We start from the raw sequence: 19,953 nt of genomic DNA, 5'->3' as shown, positions 1-19,953 counted from the left end.
CGCGGTCGCTGTCCACAGCCTGTGGACGGCGACCGCGTGGGTCGGCTCCGCCGCTCTACCGTCCGGCCTGCCCCGTGGCGCACCCGGCGCCACGGCAGGCGGGAGGACGGCGATGAGCACCACCACGGGCACGGCGGGGCACACCCTGCAGGCGGCGCGATGGGTGATCCGGATCGGCTGGTTCCACGTGACGCTCTACGTCGCCGCCGCGGTCTGGACGGTGTGCGTGTCGGTGCTGACCCTGCAGCTCCCGGGGCTCGTCGTGTCCGCGGCGGTCGCGCTGCTGGCGGGGCTGTGGGCCGCGGTGGTCCGGGCCTTCGAGCGGCACCGGCGCTGGTCCTGGTGGGTGCTGGTGGTCACCGGCGTGCTGTCCGCGGGTGCCGGCCTGCTCGCCCCCGGGGCGGGGCTGCTGGCGGTCGCGGGGAACGTCCTGGACGTCGTGTTCGTGCTCCTGCTGCTCCACCCGGACAGCCGGGACTGGGTCACCCCCGACCCGGTGGACCGGGCGCCGAGCGGGCGGCCCGGCGCGCGGCCCGGCGCCCGAGCGTGCCGGGACCGTCCGGATGGCTGATGATCAACAGGAGCGCAGTCGTACCGAACCGGTCGCACGAGGAGCCGTCATGACGTCAGGACCGCAGGACCCGCAGCACGGTGGTTGGGGCCCGCCGCCCGGACAGGGCCCGGAGGGTCAGGGCTCACCGGGTCAGGGCCAGCCGCCGTACGGCCAGGGGCAGCAGGGTGGCTGGGGCCCGCCGCCCGGTCAGGGGCAGCAGGGCGGCTGGGGTGGCCCCGGACAGGGGGGCCAGCCGCAGTACGGGCAGTACGGCGGTTATCCCGCCGCGCCCGGCGGCTGGGAGTCCGGCCCCCCCGAGGAGCCCCAGCCCCGGCCCAGCACCGTCCGGTTCGGCCTCGGCGCCTTCCTGGCCAGCACGCTGATCAACCTGATCAGCCTCGTGCTCGGCTTCTCCGATCTCGACGAGGTCCGGCGCCAGGCCGCCACCGACTCGGGGCTCACCGAGGAGCAGGTGGACGCCCTCGTCAACACGACGATCGTGATCACGTTGGTGCTGATCGCGGCCTTCCTGCTGGTCATCTGGTTCGCCTGGCAGGGGCACAACTGGGCGCGCATCGTGCTGTTCGTGCTGGGCGGGATCAGCGTGCTGCTCGGCCTGCTCGGCGCGGGTGTCGGCCTGTCGTTCCTGGGCCTGGTCCAGCTCGTGCTGGTGGCCGCCGGGATCGTGCTGCTGGCCCAGAAGCAGTCCAACGAGTGGTACCGCTCGGAGCGCCGGCGGCGGGCCCTCCGCTGACACCGCGCGCCGCCCCGGGGAGTCCCCGGGGCGGCGCCCGGGTGCGCTCGGCTCAGCCCGGCCGGCGCGCGACCGGCGGCAGCCACTCCGTCGTCGTCCGGGCGAGCAGGCTGGTGGCCGCCGCGGCGCACAGGACGACGAGCAGCAGCGTGAACGGGCTCAGGCCCCCGGCGGTGACCATCGAGACCACGGTCAGCGCGCCGAGGAACAGGGCGCCCAGCAGACCCGCCCAGCGGGCCCACCGCCGTCGCTGCGGCAGGAACAGGGCGGCCGCGGCGCAGAGCAGGCCGACGGCGATGTCACGGACCAGTCCGATCAGCACGAACTGGTCCACCTCCGCCCGCTCCAGGTCCGGCTGCGCCTCGAGGAAGCCGTCGACGATGCTGTCCCGCAGGGCCAGGCTGACCACGCCGCTGAAGAGCAGGAGCAGGGCCAGGGCAGCCAGCACGCCGACGGCCACCTTCACCGACACCGGCATCGACGGGCGGTCGGGGGACCTGCCCGCGGAACGGGACGAGGGATCGGCGCTCACCCCGCCAGCGTGGCACGCCCGGACGATCACCAGCCGCTGACCTCCCGGTGTGGCGGTCGGCGGGATGCGATGCTCGACCACCAGCGCCCCCGACGACCGGAGCGGGCCCGCGCCGTAGAGCCGCAGCACCGCAGAGCCGCAGCACCGCAGAGCCGCAGCACCGCAGAGCCGCAGCACCGCAGAGGAGAACCCGTGAAGGCCACCGGGCCGAGCCGACCCGCCGCACGACCCGCCGGACGCCCCTGGGTCGGCGCCCTCGCCGCGGCCCTGGCCGGCGGCCTGCTGGCCCTGGCCACCGGCTGCACCGCCGACGGCGACGAGAGCGCGACGGCGGCGAGCAGCAGCCCCGCGGAGACCAGCTCCTCCGCACCGGCCTCCGGATCGGCCGGTGCGGCCAGCGGTGCGCCCGCCGGGACGCCCGTGGGGCCGGGGTGCGCCGGGCTGCCGCCCGAGGGGCCGGGCAGCGTGGCGGCGAACGCCGGCCTGCCCGCGGCCACCGCGATCAGCCAGACCCCGGCGCTCGGCACGCTGGCCCAGGCGGTGGTGACCGCCAACCTCGTCGACGTGCTCAACACCCGGCAGGAGGTCACCGTGCTCGCGCCGGCCGACACCGCCTTCGCCGCGCTCGGCCCGGACGCGCTCCCGCAGCTGCAGGCCGACGTCCCGCGGCTCACCGCGCTGCTCACCCACCACGTGGTGCCCGGCCGCCTCGGCCTGGACGAGCTGACCGGTGCGCACACCACCCTGCTCGGCGACGAGCTCACGATCACCGGCAGCGGGGCGGAGGTGCAGGTGGCCGCGGAGGACACCGTGGCCGGCGCCGCGCCGGCGACGCTGCTCTGCGGGCCGCTGCAGACGGCGAACGCGACCGTCTACGTCCTCGACCAGGTGCTCGCGCCCGCTCAGTAGGGTCGGGGGCATGTCGAAGGACCCCGTTCCCCCCCACCCCTCGTCCCTCGGGCCGGGCCCCTGGAACGGGGCCACCCACCCCGACCGCGACCGGTTGCTGGAGCTCGTCGTCGAGCTCGCCGTCGTCCGCGGGAAGGTCACCCTCTCCTCCGGCCGCGAGGCCGACTGGTACGTCGACCTGCGCCGGGTGACGCTGCACCACGAGGCGGCCCCGCTGGTCGGCCGGGTGATGCGCCAGCTCACCGGCGACCTGCACTACGACGTCGTCGGCGGGCTCACGCTGGGCGCCGACCCGGTCGCCACCGCGATGCTGCACGCGGCCGCCGCCGGGGAGGGCTTCCTCGACGCCTGCGTCGTGCGCAAGCAGGGCAAGGCGCACGGCCTGCAGCGGCGGATCGAGGGCCCGGACGTGGCCGGCCGGACTGTGCTCGCCGTCGAGGACACCTCGACCACCGGGGGCAGCGTGCTGCAGGCGGTCGAGGCGCTGCGCGAGGCCGGCGCGGAGGTGGTCGGCGTGGCCGTGGTCGTCGACCGTGGGGCCCGTGCGGCGGTCGAGGAAGCCGGGCTGGAGTACCGCGCGGCCTTCGAGCTCGCCGACCTCGGCCTGGGGTGATCCGTCCGCGGGGGTGACCTGGGGACCACCCCCGGACCGGCCAGCGGGATACTGACCGGCGAGCAGGAGCCGCTGGTCCCGACGTCAGGAGAGCACCGCATGCCCATCGCGACCCCCGAGGTCTACGCCGACATGATCAGCCGTGCCAAGGAGGGCGGGTTCGCCTACCCGGCGATCAACTGCACCTCCTCGGAGACGATCAACGCCGCGCTGCGCGGGTTCGCCGACGCCGGCAGTGACGGGATCATCCAGTTCTCCACCGGCGGCGCGGAGTTCGGCTCCGGCACCCGGGTGAAGGACATGGTGACCGGCGCCGTCGCGCTGGCCGAGTTCGCCCACGTGGTGGCCGAGCGGTACCCGATCAACGTGGCGCTGCACACCGACCACTGCCAGAAGGACAAGCTGGACAGCTACGTCCGCCCGCTGATCGCGATCAGCCAGGACCGGGTCGACGCCGGGCAGGCGCCGCTGTTCCAGTCGCACATGTGGGACGGCTCGGCCGTGGAGCTGACCGAGAACCTGGAGATCGCCCAGGAGCTCATCGAGAAGTGCGCCGCGGCCAAGATCGTGCTCGAGGTCGAGATCGGCGTCGTCGGCGGCGAGGAGGACGGCGTCGCCCACGAGATCAACGAGAAGCTGTACACCGCCGACGGCGACTTCGTCCGCACCGCCGAGGCGCTCGGGCTCGGGGAGAAGGGCGTCTACCTGCTCGCCGCCACCTTCGGCAACGTGCACGGCGTCTACAAGCCGGGCAACGTCAAGCTCCGCCCCGACGTGCTGCAGCGCGGGCAGGCCGTCGTCGCCGAGCAGTTCGGGCTCGGCGACGCCAAGCCGTTCAACCTGGTCTTCCACGGCGGCTCCGGCTCGGACCTGTCCGACATCCGGGAGGCGATCTCCTACGGCGTGGTGAAGATGAACGTCGACACCGACACCCAGTACGCGCTGACCCGGGCCATCGCCGGCCACATGTTCAGCAACTACGACGGCGTGCTGAAGGTGGACGGCGAGGTGGGCGTGAAGAAGACCTACGACCCGCGCACCTACATGAAGGTGGCCGAGGCGGCGATGGCCGACCGCGTCGTGCAGGCCTGCGAGGACCTGCTGTCCGCCGGCCAGTCGCAGGCGGCCTGACGTGACGCACTCCCACCGCAACCTGCTCGGCGAGCCGCCGGCCACCCTGCTGCCGGTCGACCCGGGCACCGCGGGCCTGGCCAGCGGTGTCGACCCCGCGGGGGTCGCGGCCACCCACCCCACCTCCAGCGCCGCGTGGGCGGCGCTGGCGGAGGGTGCGCTGGGAGCCGGCCGGACGATCGAGGCCTACGCCTACGCGCGCACCGGCTACCACCGGGGGCTGGACGCACTGCGCCGCAACGGCTGGAAGGGCTTCGGCCCGGTGCCGTGGTCGCACGAGCCCAACCGCGGGTTCCTGCGCTGCGTCACGGTGCTGGCCGCGGCGGCCGGGCGGATCGGCGAGGTGGACGAGGAGCAGCGCTGCACCGAGCTGCTGCGCGACTGCGACCCGACGCTCGTCCCCTGACCTGCGCTTCCACTGGATCCGGATCTTGATCGTCCCGATGCCGAGACCGTGAGGTCTCGTTAACGTCTGCCTCCGGTCGGCGGTGCCATCAGGCGCCGCCTCGAGAAGAGGGGTGGATCATGGCCACGTTGCTCTGGATCCTGGCAGTCGTGCTCGTCGTCGCGGGGATCGTCGCGATCGTCCGCAAGCAGCTGCTGTGGGGGATCGTGCTGATCGTCGTCGGGCTGCTGGTCGGCCCGGGAGGCGTGAGCCTCTTCGCCTGACCTGCCCGGGTGGGGCCGAGAACGCTCTCGGCCCCACCCGGGGCGTCACGGCACGAGGATGGCGCGGCCGCGGACCCGGCCGGCGTCGAGGTCGTCGATCGCCGACTGGTAGTCGTCCAGCGCGTACTTCGCGGTGTGCAGCGTGACCTTCTGCTGCGCCGCCAGCGCCATCAGGTCGACCAGGTCGTTGTAGCTCCCGACCAGGTTGCCCAGCACGTTGACCTCCGCGGAGACCAGGTCGATCGTCGGGACGTCGACGTTCTCGCCGTACCCGACCACCAGGTAGTCCCCGGCCCGGCGGGTCATCGCCAGGCCCTCCTTCGTCGAGCCGCCCTCGCCGACGAAGTCCACGACCACCTCGGCGCCGTGCCCGCCGGTGAGCTCCTGCACCTGCTCGACCTGGCTGCCGTCGGCCAGCACCGAGCGGTCGGCACCGATCGACTCGGCCAGCTTCAGCGCGTCGGGGTTCCGGTCGACGACGATCAGCTCGGCCGGCGAGAGCGCCTTGAGCACCTGGATGCCGATGTGCCCCAGCCCGCCGGCGCCGATCATCACGCAGCGGAACCCCGGCCGCAGCCGGCGGGCCGCCTTCGCCACCGCGTGGTACGCCGTGAGGCCGGCGTCGGCCAGCGCGGCGACGTCGGCCGGCTCCAGGGCGTCGTCGATCCGCACCACGCTGCGCGCCGTCGTCTTCAGGTACTCGGCGTACCCGCCGTCGCTGTCGATCCCGGGGAACTGCGAGTTCTCGCAGTGCACGTCGTCGCCGGACCGGCAGGCGCGGCACAGCCCGCAGGTGACCAGCGGGTGCAGGATCACCTTGTCGCCCTCGGCGACGTTGCTGACCGCGCTGCCGACGGCCTCGACCCAGCCGGCGTTCTCGTGCCCGATCGTGTAGGGCAGCGCGACCTGGGACTTCTCCGCCCACTGACCTTCCAGGATGTGCAGGTCGGTGCGGCAGACCCCGGCACCACCGATCCGCACGATCACGTCGTGCGGGCCGGTGACCTCCGGCTTCGGGACGTCGTCCATCCGGAGCGGCTGGTGGTAGCCGGTGACGCGGACGGCTCTCATGACAGGACCTCCAGGGGGATCGTGGGGCGGGTCGGGCCGGGCAGCGGGACGTCGTCCACGCTGGACCGGTGCGTCTGGTCGGCCTCGGCACCGGGGTAGCGGGTGGCGAGCAGGCCGCGGCAGAAGTGCGCGTTGCCGTCGACGGAGATGCGCACCGACCGCGCCTTCCGCAGGAACAGGGCGGCCTCGGCCGGGGCCGGCGGGGTGCCGTCGGCGGCGACCAGGACCGGGGCGGCGTCGTCCGTCGGCAGGCCGAGGGTGGCCCGCCGGCGCAGCAGCGCCGCCGTCGTCGGCGCGCCGGTCGGCAGGTCGCCCAGGGTCAGCCGGTGCACGTCCGCCTCGGTGCGCGACCGGTCGGCGCGCAGCAGCGCGGTGAGCGCCCGCTCCATCGCCGCCGTGTGCGCCTTCCGCTGGAAGGTCGCGCGCAGCTCGTCCAGCGACTCCTCCGCCTCGTGGCCGAAGGTGCCGCGGTAGCCGGCCCCGGCGGCCAGGCCGCGGTTGATCAGGTCGGAGTCGTGGTGGTCGTCGAGCTCCACCACCACCCGGCCCACCCCCGGCACGGCGGAGACCGCGTCGTGGGCGTCGGCGCACATCAGCCAGGCGAAGTTCGGTGCGCAGAACGAGGTGGGCAGCCGCAGGTGCACCTCCACCGCCGACCCCGTGACGGTCAGCGACCGGACGAACCCCAGGTCGGTGATCGGCTCGTCGAGCTCCGGGTCGACGACGGCGCCCAGGGCGGCACGGACGTCGGTCTCGGTGGGGCCTGCCAGCAGCATCGCCGTCATCAGGACATCGCCAGGTCGGCGGCGGCCGGCTGGCGCGGGCCGGTGGCCGGTTCGGCCGCGTCGGGTAGCCGCAGCCGCTCGGGCACCGGGAGGTCGTAGAGCTTCGCGGCGTTGAGCCCGAGCACCTTCTTCTTCACCTCGGTGGTCAGCGCTGCGTACTCGGCCATGTCCTCCGGGATCTGGAAGTCCACGAACCGCTCGACCAGCCAGGTCGGCGTCCACAGCGCGTAGTCGCTGGAGAACAGGATCCGGTCCTCCCCGAGCCAGTAGACGAGCTCGCCCATGATCTGCGCGAAGTACCGCGGCCGGGTGTGGATGAACGGGATCGCCACCGCCAGGCCGGCGTACACGTTGGGCTCCTGGGTGGCGATCCAGCAGAAGTCCTCCAGCCGGGGCAGGCCGCAGTGCTCGACGATGAAGTTGAGGTCGGTGAAGTCGGTGGCCGCGTGGTCGACGTCGGCGACGTCGAAGGCGTCCCGGTCCAGCGGGCGGATCGTCGGGCCCTTGTGGATGTGGATGTTCGTGATGCCCAGCTCCCGGCAGGCCTCGAGGTACCGGTAGGCCATCGGGTCGGTGAGCTTCCAGCCACGGGACTCCCCGTGCCAGTCGGCGGTGTAGAGCTTCACGCCCTTCAGGCCGAACCGCTCGGCGTCCGCGCGCAGCTGGTCCAGGCCGTTCTCGCCGTCGCGCGGGTCCCACCAGTGGTTGTAGGTGAGCTTGTCCGGGTGCTCCTGGGCGAGCGCGAACGCCTCCTCGGTCTGGCCGAACCCGCGGTGGTAGAACTCGCCGAGCCGGGCGGGCTGGAAGATCGCGTGGTCGACGATGCCGTTGCCGAACACGTCCCGCATCAGCCGCTCGCCGCCCTGGTAGAGGTACTCCTCGTAGGGCCAGACCTCGGACTCCGGGCTGAGGTTGCGGTGGTAGTCGTAGAAGCAGTCGATGAACTGCTTGCCGTGCACGTTCCGCTGGTTCTCCTGGCGCGCGTCCCACAGGGCGATGTGCGCGTCGACCACGAAGTAGTCCTCGCCGTCCTTGCTGTACATCGGGGTCCTCCTCGACCTCCCCAGCCGCCGCATTGCGAACTGGGTCACATCGGGGACGACGCTAGGAGCGGCCGGGACGCCGGGGCAGGGGACCGCTGTCTCACTTTGAGACAGCACGCGCGTGCTGCTCGGTCGTGGCCCGCGTCACAGGACGGGCCTACATTCGTCGGTACGCATCGGAGCGTTCCCGGGGAGGCAGCCGTGCCCGCTGGTCCCGCCGTCCCGGTGCCCGCCACCGTCCCGCCCGCCGCCGTCGCGCCGAGCAGTCCGGCGCGGGTCCGGGCCTCCTGGCAGCGCAGCGAGCGCTACGGCGTCACGCCGGAGGAGGTCGTGCCGGTCTACGCCGACGGCGTGCCGACCGACTCGCTGTTCTACGAGTGCGGTGCCGAGGTCGTGCGCGCCCTGCACGGCACCCTGGCCGGTGAGCCCGTCGGCTTCATGCTCACCGACCCGCAGGGCCTGGTGCTCGGCCGCTGGTGCGACGACCCGGCCATCAACCGCTCGCTGGACCGGGTGCACCTGGCGCCCGGGTTCTACTTCGGCGAGCAGACCGCGGGCACCAACGGGCTGGGGCTGGCGCTCGCCGACCGGGTGCCCACGCTGGTGCGCGGCGACGAGCACTACGTGGCCCCGCTGCGGCGCTACACCTGCGCCGCCGTGCCGGTGCTCGACCCGCGCGGCGGCGGGCTCGTCGGCAGCATCAACCTGACCACCTGGTCGCAGGCCTCCTCCGACCTGCTGCTCGCGCTCGCGCAGGCCGCCGCGGGCAACACGACGGCGCTGATGCAGGTGCGAGCCGGCGGTGGCGCCCCCCTGCCGCCGACCCGGGGGACGGTCTTCCACGTGCTCGCCGGGCAGTGCCCGGCCGGCGACGCCGACCCGTGCACCTCCGCCGGCTGGCGGGCGGCGGTCGCCTCGGTGCGGACGGCGGTCGCGGCCGGCCGGGTGGTCGCCGTGGTCGGCGAGCCGGGGGCCGGGCGCGCGACGGCGGCGTCCCTCGCCCGCCGGGCCGCCGGCCTGCGGGAACGGGTGCTCGTGGCCCGCCCGCCCGCAGCCGAGGACGTCGCCGGGTGGCTCGCCCTGTGGTCCCCGGAACTGCGCGCGCCCGACACCTGCGTCGTCCTCGGCGACGCCGACGCGCTGCCGGCGTGGGCCGCCGAGCAGCTGGCCGCGGACGTCGCCGCCGCCGGGCGCCCGCCCGGGGCGCCGTCGCCGCTGGTGGTCACCGCGGCCGGCTACACCGCACTCCCCGAGGCGCTGCGGACGCTGGTGGACGCCGTCGTCGAGGTGCCGCCGCTGCGCCACCGCCCGGACGACGTCGAACCGCTCGCCCGGGCGCTGGCCGCCCAGCTGCGCCACCGCGAGGTGGAGTTCACCCCGCGGGCGCTCCGCACGCTGCGGGCGCACGCCTGGCCGGGCAACGTCCGGGAGCTGCGGGCCGCGGTCCGGGACGCCGCCGCGCGGACCGACGTCGTCGACGTCCAGCACCTGCCGCCCGGCGTGCTCAGCGAGGCCGCCCGGCCGCTGACCCGGCTGGAGCAGCTGGAGCGCGACGAGATGGTGCGCTGCCTGACCCGGCCCGGCACCACGGTGGGCCGGGCCGCCGCCGAGCTCGGCCTGTCCCGGGCGACCCTCTACCGCAAGATCGCCCAGTACCGGATCAGTGTCTGATCGTCGGCCTGCCGGCCTCCAACCGCGGCCACGTGCTGTCCCCGGGCTCGCGCGGAGCCGTTGCCCGAGCCGGCGGCAGGAACCCTCCGGGCCCCGTGCCGCCGTCCCGGAGGCCGCAGACGGCCGGTCAGCTCACTCGCGGCGCAAGGACTCCGTCAGGCGGCTGAGCTCGTCGCCGCCGGCGACCAGGCGGGTCAGGTCGTCGACGTCGACGTCCTCCCGGGTGAGGTGCCCGGCCACCCGGCCGCCGCCCAGCAGCAGGAACCGGTCGCCCACCAGGTGCGCGTACTGCGGGCTGTGCGTCACGAACACCACCGCCAGCCCGTCCTCCCGCGCGGCGACGACGGCCTGCAGCACCATCGCCCGCTGGCTGACGGTCATCGGCGCCGTCGGCTCGTCGATCACCAGCACCCGGGCGCCGAAGTGCAGGGCGCGGGCGATCGCCAGGCTCTGCCGCTCACCCGCCTGCAGCGCGCTCGCCGCCTGGTCGGGGTCCAGGCCGGTCACGCCCACCCGGGCCATGGCGCGGGTGGTGATCTCCTCGGCCCGCCCGACGTCCAGCCGGCGGAACGGCCACAGGCCACGGGTGGGCTCGGCGCCGAGGAAGAAGTTCCGCCACACCGACATCAGCGGCGCGATCGCCAGGTCCTGCCAGACGGTGGCGATGCCCTGCGCCCGGGCCTGCTGCGGTGAGCGGAACCGCACCGGGCGGCCGTCGACCAGCAGCTCGCCCTCCGCCGGCTGCTCCATGCCGGAGAGCACGGCGACCAGCGTCGACTTGCCCGAGCCGTTCTCGCCGAGGACGCAGGTCACCTCCCCGCTCCGCAGGGCCAGGGAGACCCGGGAGAGCGCCGGCACGCTGCCGAAGCGGACCGTGACGCCGCGCAGCTCGAGGACCGGCGCCGGGACGTCGGTGGCGGTCTGGTCGGCGGGCTCAGCGGGCCCCTGCCATGCGGTGCTCATGATCGGGGCACCGCCCGCAGCCGGCGCCGCACGACCCCGTTGACCAGCAGGGCGACCAGCAGGAGCGCCCCGAGGAAGGCCTCGAACCACCGCGGGTCCCAGTCGGACAGCGCGATGCCCTCGTGGGCGACGGCGTAGAGCAGCGCGCCCAGCGACGCCCCCACGGTGGAGCCGTAGCCACCGGTGAGCAGGCAGCCCCCGATGACGGCGACGACGACGAACTGGATCTCCGCGCCGAGCGCCGGCGTCACCTGCACCGCGCCCAGCCGGGCCACCCCGAGGGTGCCGATCAGCCAGCCGGCCGCGGCGGTGCCCAGGAAGAGCAGCACGGTGGTCCGACCGACCGGCACGCCCAGCTCGCGGGCCGGCCGCGGGGCACCGCCGCTGGCGAAGACGGCGTTGCCGAACCGGGTGCGCCACAGCAGCCAGGTGGTGACGACGGTGGCCGCGCCCCACCACAGCACCGAGACCGGGAACCGTCCGTCACCGATCTGCGCCATCGAGCCGAACAGGGCGTGCGCGGAGTCCCACCCGGGCTCCCCCCGCAGACCACCGACCCGGGGCGCGTCGGCGACGGCGGCGGCGACCGCCTGCGCGGCGCCGGACAGGATGAGGAACGTCGCCAGGGTGACCAGGAAGCTCGGCAGACCGGTGCTGACCACCAGCAACCCGTTCACCGCCCCCACGAGCAGGGCGGCGAGGAGGGACAGCAGCAGGGCGGGCCAGAGGTCCAGCCCCAGCTCGGTGACCAGCAGCGCGGTCAGCAACGCGCTGCTCACCGCGACCACGCCGATCGACAGGTCGAACTGCCCGGCGACCAGCAGCAGGGCGACCGCCACGGCGCCGATGCCCAGCGGCGCGGCGACCTCGAGGACGGAGGCCAGGCCCGCGGAGGACAGCAGGTCCGGGGACTGGGCGCCGAAGAGCAGCGTCAGCACGGCGACGCCGATCAGCGCGCTGACGCCGGGGCGGGCGAGCAGCCGGTCGAACATCCGACGGCCGCGCGAGCGGGGCACCACCGGCGCGGGCGGGCCGAACGCCAGGGGGCGGTCGGGGGTCACCGGCAGGGACCGGGCGGGCGACGGGACGACGGCAGCACGACCTCCTCGGGCGGGACGGTCTCCCCAGTGTCCACGATCCGCGGCCGGGCGGCCGACGCAGGTGGCGGCCCGGCGCCGGTCAGTCGCGCGGGCCCTCCCACGGCCAGCCCGCGGCCAGGAAGGCGTCGCGGACCAGATCCGCATCCCCCTCCACGTCGTCGTCGAACAGGACGCGCCCGGCGCGGTTCTCGATCACCAGGTGCGAGCCACGGCGGAACACGGCGTCCACCGCGTCACGAGGGACCACCCGCTCGACCCGGCCACGGCGGCGGACCTCCACCTCGGCCGGGTCGACGTGCAGCACCGGTGAGACGGCGATGACGTACCCGGCGAACAGCAGGCCGACCACCAGGCCACCCGCGGGCCACCCCCAGGCCGGCCAGGTCTCGAGGGAGCCGATCAGCTCCAGCGGGCCCTGGAACGGCACCCAGGGCAGGTCGGCGGCCCAGCCCGCCAGCCGGGGCAGCAGGACGCCCGCCGCCGCGCCACCGGCGCCGAACAGGCTGAGCACCCACGCCCGGGCCGGGCGGTCGAAGCCGCCCACGGTCCGCTCGGTCGGTCCGTCGGTCATCGCGGGGCCCCGTCCGTCAGGGGCGCAGCAGCCAGCGGACCCGGTCGTCGCCGTACCAGGTCCACTTGGTCACCTCGCGGTCGAACGGCACCCCGTCCCGGGTCACCTGGGCGGGGGCGCTGGCCACCTGCAGCGCCCGCCCCGTGGTGCGGCGCACCGGGCGCAGCGGCAGCGTGACCACGGCGACGGAGATCCGGTCGACCGCCGTCCAGTCCGGCCGCACGTCGATCCGGGTCACCGGCCCGTTGGCCACCCGCTGGTCGTCGTTGTAGGCCTGCGAGCCCAGCCGCCGGGCCAGCGGGCGGCGCGGGGCGCCGAAGGCGGTGACCCGGCCGTGCCACAGCAGCACGCCGCCGTGGTCGTCACGCACCAGGGGCAGCTCGCGCTCGGCGCCGGAGCCCACCCCGAGCGCCCGGGCCAGTCCCCGGGAGGCGGCGTCGTCGGCCGGCTCCCAGGCCACCGGGACGGCGGGCAGCCGGTCCCGACGCCACAGCCGGGCCAGCACCGCCGCCAGCGCGGGGACCGGGCCCAGCACGCGCACCTCCTCGGCGTCGTCGACGACCGAGGCGACGTGCCGGCGGGACGGCGGCTGTTCGGCCGCCAGACCGCGCAGGTCGAGCTGAGTCGCGGGCATGCCGATACCCTGCCACCTGGCCAACCGGTTCCTGCCGGTGTCGATGTGACGAGGAGACCGACCCGATGCCCGCAGTCGTGCTGATCGGCGCCCAGTGGGGCGACGAGGGCAAGGGGAAGGCGACGGACCTGCTGGGCGGGCGCGTCCCCTACGTCGTCCGGTACCAGGGTGGCAACAACGCCGGGCACACCGTGATCACCCCGGACGGCGAGAAGTACGCCCTGCACCTGATCCCGTCGGGCATCCTGACCCCGGGCTGCACGCCGGTCATCGGCAACGGCGTGGTCATCGACCCCGAGGTGCTCATCGGTGAGCTCGCGGGCCTGGAGGAACGCGGCGTCGACACCTCGCGGCTGGTGATCTCCGCCGACGCGCACCTGATCATGCCGCACCACCGCGCGCTGGACCGGGTCACCGAGCGGTTCCTCGGCCAGCGCAAGATCGGCACCACCGGTCGCGGCATCGGCCCGGCCTACGGCGACAAGGTCGCCCGCAACGGCATCCGCGTGGCCGACCTGCTCGACCTCTCCATCCTCCGGCAGAAGCTCGAGGGCACGCTGGCGGAGAAGAACCAGGTCCTGGTCAAGGTCTACAACCGCAAGGCGATCGACGTCGACGAGGTGGTCGAGGAGTACGCCGGCTACGCCGAGGAGCTCAAGCACCGCATCGCCGACACCCGCCTGCTGCTGGGGAACGCCCTGGACGCCGGCGAGTGGGTGCTGCTGGAGGGCTCGCAGGGCACCCTGCTCGACGTCGACCACGGCACCTATCCGTTCGTCACGTCGTCCAACCCGACCGCGGGTGGCGCGGCGGTGGGCGCCGGCGTCGGCCCCACCCGGATCGAGCGCGTGGTGGGCATCCTCAAGGCGTACACGACCCGGGTGGGCTCCGGGCCCTTCCCGACCGAGCTGCACGACCACTGGGGCGAGTACCTGCGCAAGCACGGCGGCGAGGTCGGCGTGACCACCGGCCGCGACCGGCGCTGCGGCTGGTTCGACGCCGTCGTCGCCCGGTACGCGACCCGGGTCAACGGCATCACCGACTACTTCGTCACCAAGCTCGACGTCCTCTCCGGGCTGGAGACGGTGCCGATCTGCGTGGCCTACGACGTCGACGGCGTCCGGCACGAGGAGATGCCGATGACGCAGACCGACTTCCACCACGCGAAGCCGGTCTACGAGGAGATGCCCGGCTGGTTCGAGGACATCACCGACTGCCGCACCTTCGACGACCTGCCGGCCAACGCGCAGGCCTACGTGCGGCGCCTGGAGGAGCTCTCCGGCGCGCGGGTGAGCGTCATCGGCGTGGGTCCGGGCCGCGACCAGAACGTGGTCATCCACGACCTCATCGGCTAGCGCGCGACGAGATCTGCGTTCTCGGGGTCACCCGCGCCGGGAGGCCCCGAGAACGCAGATCTCGGGATCAGACGCGGGGGCGGACCGGGGCCAGGGCCTCGGCGGTCAGCTCGGCGCGGGCCCGGTAGGCGGTCTCCGGGGCATCGCTGATCACGCCGTCGCAGCCGAGGGCGAACAGCAGCCGGGCCTCGGTCTGCGCGTCGCCGAGCCCGTGCGGGTCGCTGCCGGAGCGCAGGTGCCGGGGCAGGAAGAGGTTCTCCGGCCGCAACGTCCACGGGGTGACGGTCAGGCCGGCCCGGTGGGCCTGGCTGACCAGGTCGGAGACGCCGACGAGCGAGCCGTCGGCCCCGTGCAGCAGGATCCGGCCCTTGTGCGGGGCGATGCCCTGGGCGTAGGTGGAGATCTCCCGCAGGCCGGAGGGGGTGAGCAGGGCGTCCTGCACGCCCTCCTCGTCGACCAGCTGCACCAGCGTGGGGCCGCCGCTGCCGAGGTCGGCGCGCAGCTGACGCAGCGCCTCCTGCTCGAACGCCATGACGACGACGGGCCCGTCGGGGCGCGCGGCGTCCAGCCGGCGCAGCTCGGCGGCGAGCAGCTCGGTCATCGGCAGGCCCTGCGTGGCGAACCAGGCGGGGTGCTTGAGCTCGGCCTGCACCTGGATCTGCCGGGTGGGGGTCGACCGGCGCCGGACCAGCTCCACCACGTCCGCCAGGGTGAGCACGCCGAAGCGGCCGTCGTAGGCGGTGTTCAGCGGCCGCACGGCGGGCAGCCGCTCGATCGCCCGCAGCGTGCGCAGCTCGGCGAGGGTGAAGTCCTGCACGAACCAGCCGGTCTGCAGCTCGCCGTCGACGTCCGCGGTGCGCCGCCGGATCGCGAACTCCGGGCGGTCGGCCACGTCGGTGGACCGGGAGAGCTCGGCGTCGTGCCGGGCGATGAGGACGCCGTCCCGGGAGACCACGAGGTCGGGCTCGATGCGGTCCGCGCCCAGGTCGATGGCGAGCTCGTAGCTCGCGGCCGTGTGCTCGGGGCGGTAGCTGGGAGCACCGCGGTGACCGATCACCACGGGTGAGGAGGTCCGTCGGGAAGAGGGAGCGGCCCGCAGGCCGGTCTCGGACATGACTCCAGGGAAACCCACCCCGCCGTCCGGCGGGTGAACGTGCGCCGACTCCATGGGGACAAATCGGGGGACAAGCGCCTCACCTGGAGGTCAGCATGACCCGTGTGAGTGATGTCTCAGTCCCGGGTGTGTCGGGCACGACCGGTCCGCCGGTCCCCGCGGGGTGCCGCGCGGGGCGGGTGGCCCGGGTCGACCGCGGCCTGCTCACCGTGCTCACCGCCGACGGGGAGCAGCGCGTGCACGCCGGCAGCCTGCTGCGGGGCGGCTCCGCACCGGCGGTCGGTGACTGGGTCGCCGTGCGCGGCGAGCTCGCCGTGGCGCTGCTCCCCCGGCGGACGGCGTTCGTCCGCACCGCGGCCGGCCGCGGGTCGGCGCCGCAGGTGGTGGCCGCCAACGTCGACCTGGTGCTCGTCGTCGACTCGCTGGCCGCCCCGGCCCGGCTGCGCCGGATCGAGCGCTACCTGGCCGTGGCATGGGGCAGCGGCGCGCCCCCGGCCGTCGTGCTGACCAAGGCCGACCTCTGCCCGGACGTGCCGGCGGCGGTCGCGCAGGTCGCCGAGGACGCGATCGGGGTGGTCGTGCTGCCGGTCTCGGCGGTCACCGGCGCGGGCATCGAGGCGGTGCGCGGGCTGCTCGCGCCGGGCTGCACAGCGGCGATGGTCGGCCCGTCCGGGGTCGGCAAGTCGAGCCTGGCGAACGCGCTGGCCGGCCGGCCGGTCGCCGCCACCGCGGGGATCCGCGGCGACGGCCGGGGCCGGCACACCACCACCGCCCGCCAGCTGCACCAGCTCCCCGGCGGTGCACTGCTGGTGGACACCCCCGGGATGCGGGAGCTCGCCCTGGCCGGGGAGGACGGGCTGGACGACGCCTTCGCCGACGTCGTCGCGCTCGCCACCGGCTGCCGGTTCCGGGACTGCGCGCACCGGACCGAGCCCGGGTGCGCCGTCGCGGCGGCGATCGAGGACGGCGAGCTCGACCCCGGCCGGCTCCTGGGCTGGCGGAAGCTGCAGGCCGAGGCCCACCGGCAGGCGCTGCGGTCGGACGCGCGGGCCCGGGCCACGGAGACCGCCCGGCTGCGGGCGCTGCACCGGCAGCACCGGGCCCGGCCCGGGCGCTGACGCCGCTCGGTAGGTTCTGCGTCGTGCGCGTGCTCGTGATCGGCTCCGGTGCCCGGGAGCACGCCCTGTGCGTGGCTCTGCAGTCCGACCCCGCCGTCACGGCGCTGGCGTGCGCGCCGGGCAACGCCGGGACCGCGGTGATCGCCGCTGCCCTGCCCGTCGACGTCGCCGATCCGGTCGCGGTCGCGGCCCTGGCCCGGGAGTGGGGCGCCGACCTGGTCGTCATCGGCCCGGAGGTGCCGCTGGTGGCCGGCGCGGCCGACGCCGTGCGCGAGGCGGGCATCGCCTGCTTCGGCCCGTCGGCGCAGGCCGCGCAGCTCGAGGCGTCGAAGGCGTTCGCCAAGCACGTGATGGCCGCCGCCGGCGTGCCGACCGCCCGGGCCTGGCCGGTGGGCGGCGTGGCCGAGCTGGGGACGGCGCTCGACGAGGTGGCCGCCGCGGGTGCGACGCCGTTCGTGGTCAAGGACGACGGGCTGGCCGCCGGCAAGGGCGTGCTGGTCACCCCCGACCGGGATGCGGCGCTCGCCCACGGCCGGGGGGTGCTCGACGCCGGCGGCGCGGTGCTGGTCGAGGAGTTCCTCGACGGCCCGGAGGTGTCGCTGTTCGCCGTCACCGACGGCACCACCGTCGTCCCGCTGCTGCCGGCCCAGGACCACAAGCGCCGCGACGACGGCGACGGCGGCCCGAACACCGGGGGCATGGGCGCCTACGCCCCGCTGCCGTGGGCGCCCGCGGGCCTGGTCGAGGAGGTGCTGCGCACGGTGCTGCAGCCCACCGTCGACGAGCTGCGCCGGCGCGGCGAGACGTTCAGCGGGCTGCTCTACGCCGGGCTGGCGCTGACCTCGCGCGGCCTGCGGGTGGTCGAGTTCAACGCCCGGTTCGGCGACCCGGAGACCCAGGTGGTGCTGCCGCTGCTGGAGACCCCGCTCGCCGGGCTGCTGCACGCCGCGGCCACCGGTGCGCTCGCCGACCACCCGCCGCTGCGCTGGCGGGACGGGGCGGCGGTCACCGTCGTCGTCGCGGCCTCCGGGTACCCCGAGCGGCCGCGCGTCGGCGACCCGGTCACCGGCGCCGACGGCGAGGGCGTGCTGCACGCCGGCACGGCGGTGGGCGCGGACGGCCTCGTGCACTCGGCCGGGGGCCGGGTGCTCGCGGTCACCGCGGTCGGGGACGACCTGGCCGCGGCGCGGCAGACCGCGTACGAGCGGGTCGCCGGTGTCCGGCTGGCCGGCGCGCACTGGCGCACCGACATCGGCCTGGCCGCCGTCGAGGGGCGCATCCGCGTGACCTGACCGGTCGGCCTGCCTGCAGGGCCCCGAGGTGCGCGCAGCGCGTCACGGGGGCAGGCAGCTCCTTCCTCAGTCCAGGCAGAACTCGTTGCCCTCGGGGTCGGTCAGCACGATGAACCCGGCGCTCATCGGGGGTTCCGGCTCGAACCGCTGCACCCGGGTGGCCCCCAGCGCGACGAGCCGGTCGCACTCGGCCTCCAGCGCCGCCATCCGCTCCTCGCCCTGCAGCCCGGGGGCGGCACGGACGTCGAGGTGCAGGCGGTTCTTGGCGACCTTGCCCTCCGGCACCTGCTGGAAGAACAACCGCGGGCCGGGTCCGTCCGGGTCCTCGAGGGCCGAGCTGGAGTTGCGCTGCTCCTCCGGGACGTCCATCCGGGCCAGCAGGTCGTCCCAGGCGGCGAGCGGGTCGGCCCCCGCGGGCAGGTCGACCCCGGGTGGCGCGGGGTGGACGTAGCCCAGCGCGTCGCGCCAGAAGATCGACAGCGCCCGGGGGTCGGCGGCGTCGAAGGTGACCTGGACCTGGCGGCTCATCGGGTTCCTCCTGGAGGGTGCTCCGGCCGGACAGGGCACACCAGACCATCCCCGGGCGCGCCGGGGAAGGGGCCGCGGCGCGCGCCGGTCACTCCGCGCGGACCAGCCGGCGCGCGCGGCGGGTGTCCGGCTGCGGCGGCCGGGGCCCCTCGTGCCGCCGGGACAGGTAGGTGCCCGCCACGTTGCCGCAGGCGATCACCGGGACGGCGATCAGCGCGCCGAAGATGCCGCCGACGAGCAGCCCGGCGGCGATGCCGAGCACCACCGCCAGCGGGTGCACCGAGACCGCCCGGCCCAGCAGCAGCGGCTGGAGCACGTGGCCCTCCAGCTGCATCACCACGACGATGATGCCCAGCGCCACGAGCGCCTGGACCGGCCCGACCGCGACGAGGGTGACCAGCACCGAGACGGTGCCGGCCAGGAACGAGCCGATGATCGGGATGAAGGCGCCGAGGAACACCAGCGCCGCCAGCGGGACGACCAGTGGCGTGCCCAGCACGAGCAGACCCACCCCGATGAACACCGCGTCGAAGGCGGCGACGGCCACGGTGGCCCGCACGTAGGAGATCAGCGTCCGCCAGGAGCGGCGGGCCGCCTCGTCCAGGTAGGCCTGGGAGTTGGCGGGCGTCAGGCCGACCAGCCACAGCCAGATCTGCCGGCCGTCCAGCAGGAAGAAGAAGAGGGTGAACAGGGTCAGCAGCGCGCCGGTCAGCAGCTCCCCGACGGTGGCCGCGGTGGTGAGGGCGCCCGAGGTGAGCACGTCGCGGTTGTCGCTGATCGCCGTCTGCGCGCTGTCGAGCGCGTCGTTGATCTGCGACTGGGAGACCGGGAAGGTGCTGACGGCGAAGTCGCGGATCTGGTCGATCCCCTGGCCGACCTGGTCGGCGAGGTCGTCGTACCCCGCCACGAACTCCTCGACGACCAGGGTGAGCAGCCCGGCCACCACTCCCAGCCCGACGACGAGCATGGTGATCGCCGACAGCGACGTCGGCCAGCCCCGCCGGCGCAGCCACGCAGCACCCGGCTGCAGCAGCGCCGCGAGCAGGAGCGCCACGAAGACGGGCACCAGGACGACGGCGACGTAGCCGGCCGCGCGCAGCACCAGGTAGCCGGCCGCGACCACGACGATCGCCCGCCACGACCAGGCAGCGGCGATCCGCAGCCCGTTGGGCACCTCACGGTCCGGGGCGACCGGTGCATCCGGCGCCAGCAGGCTGCCCCGGCTGCGGTCCCGGCCCGGACCGGGGGGCGGACCACCGGGGCGGGGTGGCCCGCTGACCCCGCCCGGCACGTCGACGTCGGGGGCGTCCGGCTGCGGGCTGCCTGGGGGAGGGGTGCTCGCGGGGCGCCGGGTCCCGCGCCGTCGACGGCCGGCCGCCGGGTGGGATGCCCGTTCGGCCGCACGTCGGCGTCCGGTCCGGGGAGCGGGTGCCCCTCGACGTGGTCGACGACGGCGCGGGTGCCGTCGCCGAGCACCAGCACCGTCCCGTCGGGCCAGGCGTAGGGGTCGCGCTCGGCGGCCGCCCGGAGGTGCGCCCGGGCGCGGG

At 75.1% G+C, this 19,953-nt stretch carries 22 protein-coding genes; 11 read left to right on the top strand and 11 right to left on the bottom strand.

Going from position 1 to position 19,953, the window contains the following annotated elements:
- Positions 1–112: 112 nt before the first annotated feature.
- Together JD78_RS15630 and JD78_RS15625 are read left to right on the top strand one after the other, a co-directional pair.
- Positions 113–571, top strand: a complete 459-nt coding sequence (locus JD78_RS15630; protein ID WP_153358435.1) for a hypothetical protein — start codon at positions 113–115, stop codon at positions 569–571.
- Between the two features lie 49 nt (positions 572–620).
- Positions 621–1,307, top strand: a complete 687-nt coding sequence (locus JD78_RS15625; RefSeq protein ID WP_166521226.1) for a DUF2628 domain-containing protein — start codon at positions 621–623, stop codon at positions 1,305–1,307.
- A 52-nt stretch (positions 1,308–1,359) separates the two neighbouring features.
- Here the strand turns inward: JD78_RS15625 and JD78_RS15620 are convergent, their stop codons facing one another.
- Positions 1,360–1,839: a hypothetical protein gene (locus JD78_RS15620; protein WP_153358439.1), complete on the bottom strand. Its 480-nt coding sequence runs from the start codon at positions 1,837–1,839 to the stop codon at positions 1,360–1,362.
- Between the two features lie 192 nt (positions 1,840–2,031).
- Between JD78_RS15620 and JD78_RS15615 the strand changes: the two genes are divergently transcribed.
- From JD78_RS15615 to JD78_RS15595, 5 genes are all read left to right on the top strand, one after another.
- On the top strand, positions 2,032–2,748 hold the full coding sequence (locus JD78_RS15615) for a fasciclin domain-containing protein (protein WP_228395010.1): 717 nt from the start codon (positions 2,032–2,034) through the stop codon (positions 2,746–2,748).
- Between the two features lie 10 nt (positions 2,749–2,758).
- Positions 2,759–3,361, top strand: a complete 603-nt coding sequence (pyrE, locus tag JD78_RS15610; protein ID WP_153358443.1) for an orotate phosphoribosyltransferase — start codon at positions 2,759–2,761, stop codon at positions 3,359–3,361.
- Positions 3,362–3,460: 99 nt separating this feature from the next.
- Positions 3,461–4,492, top strand: a complete 1,032-nt coding sequence (gene fbaA, locus JD78_RS15605) for a class II fructose-bisphosphate aldolase (protein ID WP_153358445.1) — start codon at positions 3,461–3,463, stop codon at positions 4,490–4,492.
- 1 nt (position 4,493) lies between these two features.
- Positions 4,494–4,898: a DUF3151 domain-containing protein gene (locus JD78_RS15600; RefSeq protein ID WP_153358447.1), complete on the top strand. Its 405-nt coding sequence runs from the start codon at positions 4,494–4,496 to the stop codon at positions 4,896–4,898.
- 119 nt (positions 4,899–5,017) lie between these two features.
- Positions 5,018–5,161: a GPGG-motif small membrane protein gene (locus tag JD78_RS15595; RefSeq protein WP_166521225.1), complete on the top strand. Its 144-nt coding sequence runs from the start codon at positions 5,018–5,020 to the stop codon at positions 5,159–5,161.
- Positions 5,162–5,206: 45 nt separating this feature from the next.
- Here the strand turns inward: JD78_RS15595 and JD78_RS15590 are convergent, their stop codons facing one another.
- From JD78_RS15590 to JD78_RS15580, 3 genes are read right to left on the bottom strand one after another with little or no spacing between them, the layout of a single operon-like run.
- A complete protein-coding gene (locus JD78_RS15590) occupies positions 5,207–6,232 on the bottom strand; it encodes an NAD(P)-dependent alcohol dehydrogenase (protein WP_153358449.1) in 1,026 nt (341 codons plus the stop codon).
- Complete coding sequence (locus tag JD78_RS15585; RefSeq protein WP_228395011.1) at positions 6,229–7,008, bottom strand: iron-sulfur cluster assembly protein; 780 nt, start codon at positions 7,006–7,008, stop codon at positions 6,229–6,231. The genes JD78_RS15590 and JD78_RS15585 overlap by 4 nt, the downstream gene beginning before the upstream one ends.
- Positions 7,009–7,016: 8 nt before the next feature.
- On the bottom strand, positions 7,017–8,060 hold the full coding sequence (locus JD78_RS15580) for an amidohydrolase family protein (protein ID WP_153358453.1): 1,044 nt from the start codon (positions 8,058–8,060) through the stop codon (positions 7,017–7,019).
- Between the two features lie 201 nt (positions 8,061–8,261).
- Between JD78_RS15580 and JD78_RS15575 the strand changes: the two genes are divergently transcribed.
- Positions 8,262–9,731, top strand: coding sequence for an AAA-type ATPase lid domain-containing protein (locus JD78_RS15575; RefSeq protein WP_153358455.1), 1,470 nt, complete (start codon positions 8,262–8,264; stop codon positions 9,729–9,731).
- Between the two features lie 132 nt (positions 9,732–9,863).
- On the opposite strand, the gene JD78_RS15570 is transcribed toward JD78_RS15575, so the two are convergent.
- From JD78_RS15570 to JD78_RS15555, 4 genes are all read right to left on the bottom strand, one after another.
- The gene (locus JD78_RS15570; RefSeq protein WP_153358457.1) at positions 9,864–10,694 is read right to left on the bottom strand and encodes an ATP-binding cassette domain-containing protein; all 831 of its coding nucleotides are present in this window, start codon (positions 10,692–10,694) and stop codon (positions 9,864–9,866) included.
- Positions 10,691–11,755, bottom strand: a complete 1,065-nt coding sequence (locus JD78_RS15565; protein ID WP_228395012.1) for an ABC transporter permease — start codon at positions 11,753–11,755, stop codon at positions 10,691–10,693. Before JD78_RS15565 ends, JD78_RS15570 begins: the two co-directional genes overlap by 4 nt.
- A 118-nt stretch (positions 11,756–11,873) precedes the next feature.
- Complete coding sequence (locus JD78_RS15560) at positions 11,874–12,365, bottom strand: YqeB family protein (RefSeq protein ID WP_153358459.1); 492 nt, start codon at positions 12,363–12,365, stop codon at positions 11,874–11,876.
- A 16-nt stretch (positions 12,366–12,381) separates the two neighbouring features.
- Complete coding sequence (locus JD78_RS15555) at positions 12,382–12,999, bottom strand: hypothetical protein (protein ID WP_153358461.1); 618 nt, start codon at positions 12,997–12,999, stop codon at positions 12,382–12,384.
- A gap of 65 nt (positions 13,000–13,064) precedes the next feature.
- On the opposite strand from JD78_RS15555, the gene JD78_RS15550 reads away from it, so the two are divergent.
- Positions 13,065–14,354, top strand: a complete 1,290-nt coding sequence (locus JD78_RS15550; RefSeq protein WP_153358463.1) for an adenylosuccinate synthase — start codon at positions 13,065–13,067, stop codon at positions 14,352–14,354.
- A gap of 67 nt (positions 14,355–14,421) precedes the next feature.
- On the opposite strand, the gene JD78_RS15545 is transcribed toward JD78_RS15550, so the two are convergent.
- Entirely contained in the window at positions 14,422–15,468 is a 1,047-nt protein-coding gene (locus JD78_RS15545; protein WP_153358465.1) for a glycerophosphodiester phosphodiesterase family protein, read from the bottom strand.
- A 179-nt stretch (positions 15,469–15,647) separates the two neighbouring features.
- Here JD78_RS15545 and rsgA point away from each other — a divergent pair, with 179 nt between their 5' ends.
- Together rsgA and purD are read left to right on the top strand one after the other, a co-directional pair.
- Positions 15,648–16,586: a ribosome small subunit-dependent GTPase A gene (gene rsgA, locus JD78_RS15540; protein ID WP_228395013.1), complete on the top strand. Its 939-nt coding sequence runs from the start codon at positions 15,648–15,650 to the stop codon at positions 16,584–16,586.
- 23 nt (positions 16,587–16,609) lie between these two features.
- Positions 16,610–17,878: a phosphoribosylamine--glycine ligase gene (gene purD, locus JD78_RS15535; RefSeq protein WP_153358469.1), complete on the top strand. Its 1,269-nt coding sequence runs from the start codon at positions 16,610–16,612 to the stop codon at positions 17,876–17,878.
- A 66-nt stretch (positions 17,879–17,944) separates the two neighbouring features.
- On the opposite strand, the gene JD78_RS15530 is transcribed toward purD, so the two are convergent.
- Both JD78_RS15530 and JD78_RS15525 read right to left on the bottom strand, forming a co-directional pair.
- Positions 17,945–18,406, bottom strand: a complete 462-nt coding sequence (locus tag JD78_RS15530; protein ID WP_153358471.1) for a VOC family protein — start codon at positions 18,404–18,406, stop codon at positions 17,945–17,947.
- 88 nt (positions 18,407–18,494) lie between these two features.
- Positions 18,495–19,580, bottom strand: coding sequence for an AI-2E family transporter (locus tag JD78_RS15525; protein ID WP_243731056.1), 1,086 nt, complete (start codon positions 19,578–19,580; stop codon positions 18,495–18,497).
- Between the last annotated feature and the right edge of the window lie 373 nt (positions 19,581–19,953).

It is taken from the genome of Modestobacter roseus (genome assembly GCF_007994135.1).
GTDB classification, from domain to species: domain Bacteria; phylum Actinomycetota; class Actinomycetes; order Mycobacteriales; family Geodermatophilaceae; genus Modestobacter; species Modestobacter roseus.
This window is presented reverse-complemented; position numbering and strand designations above follow the sequence as displayed.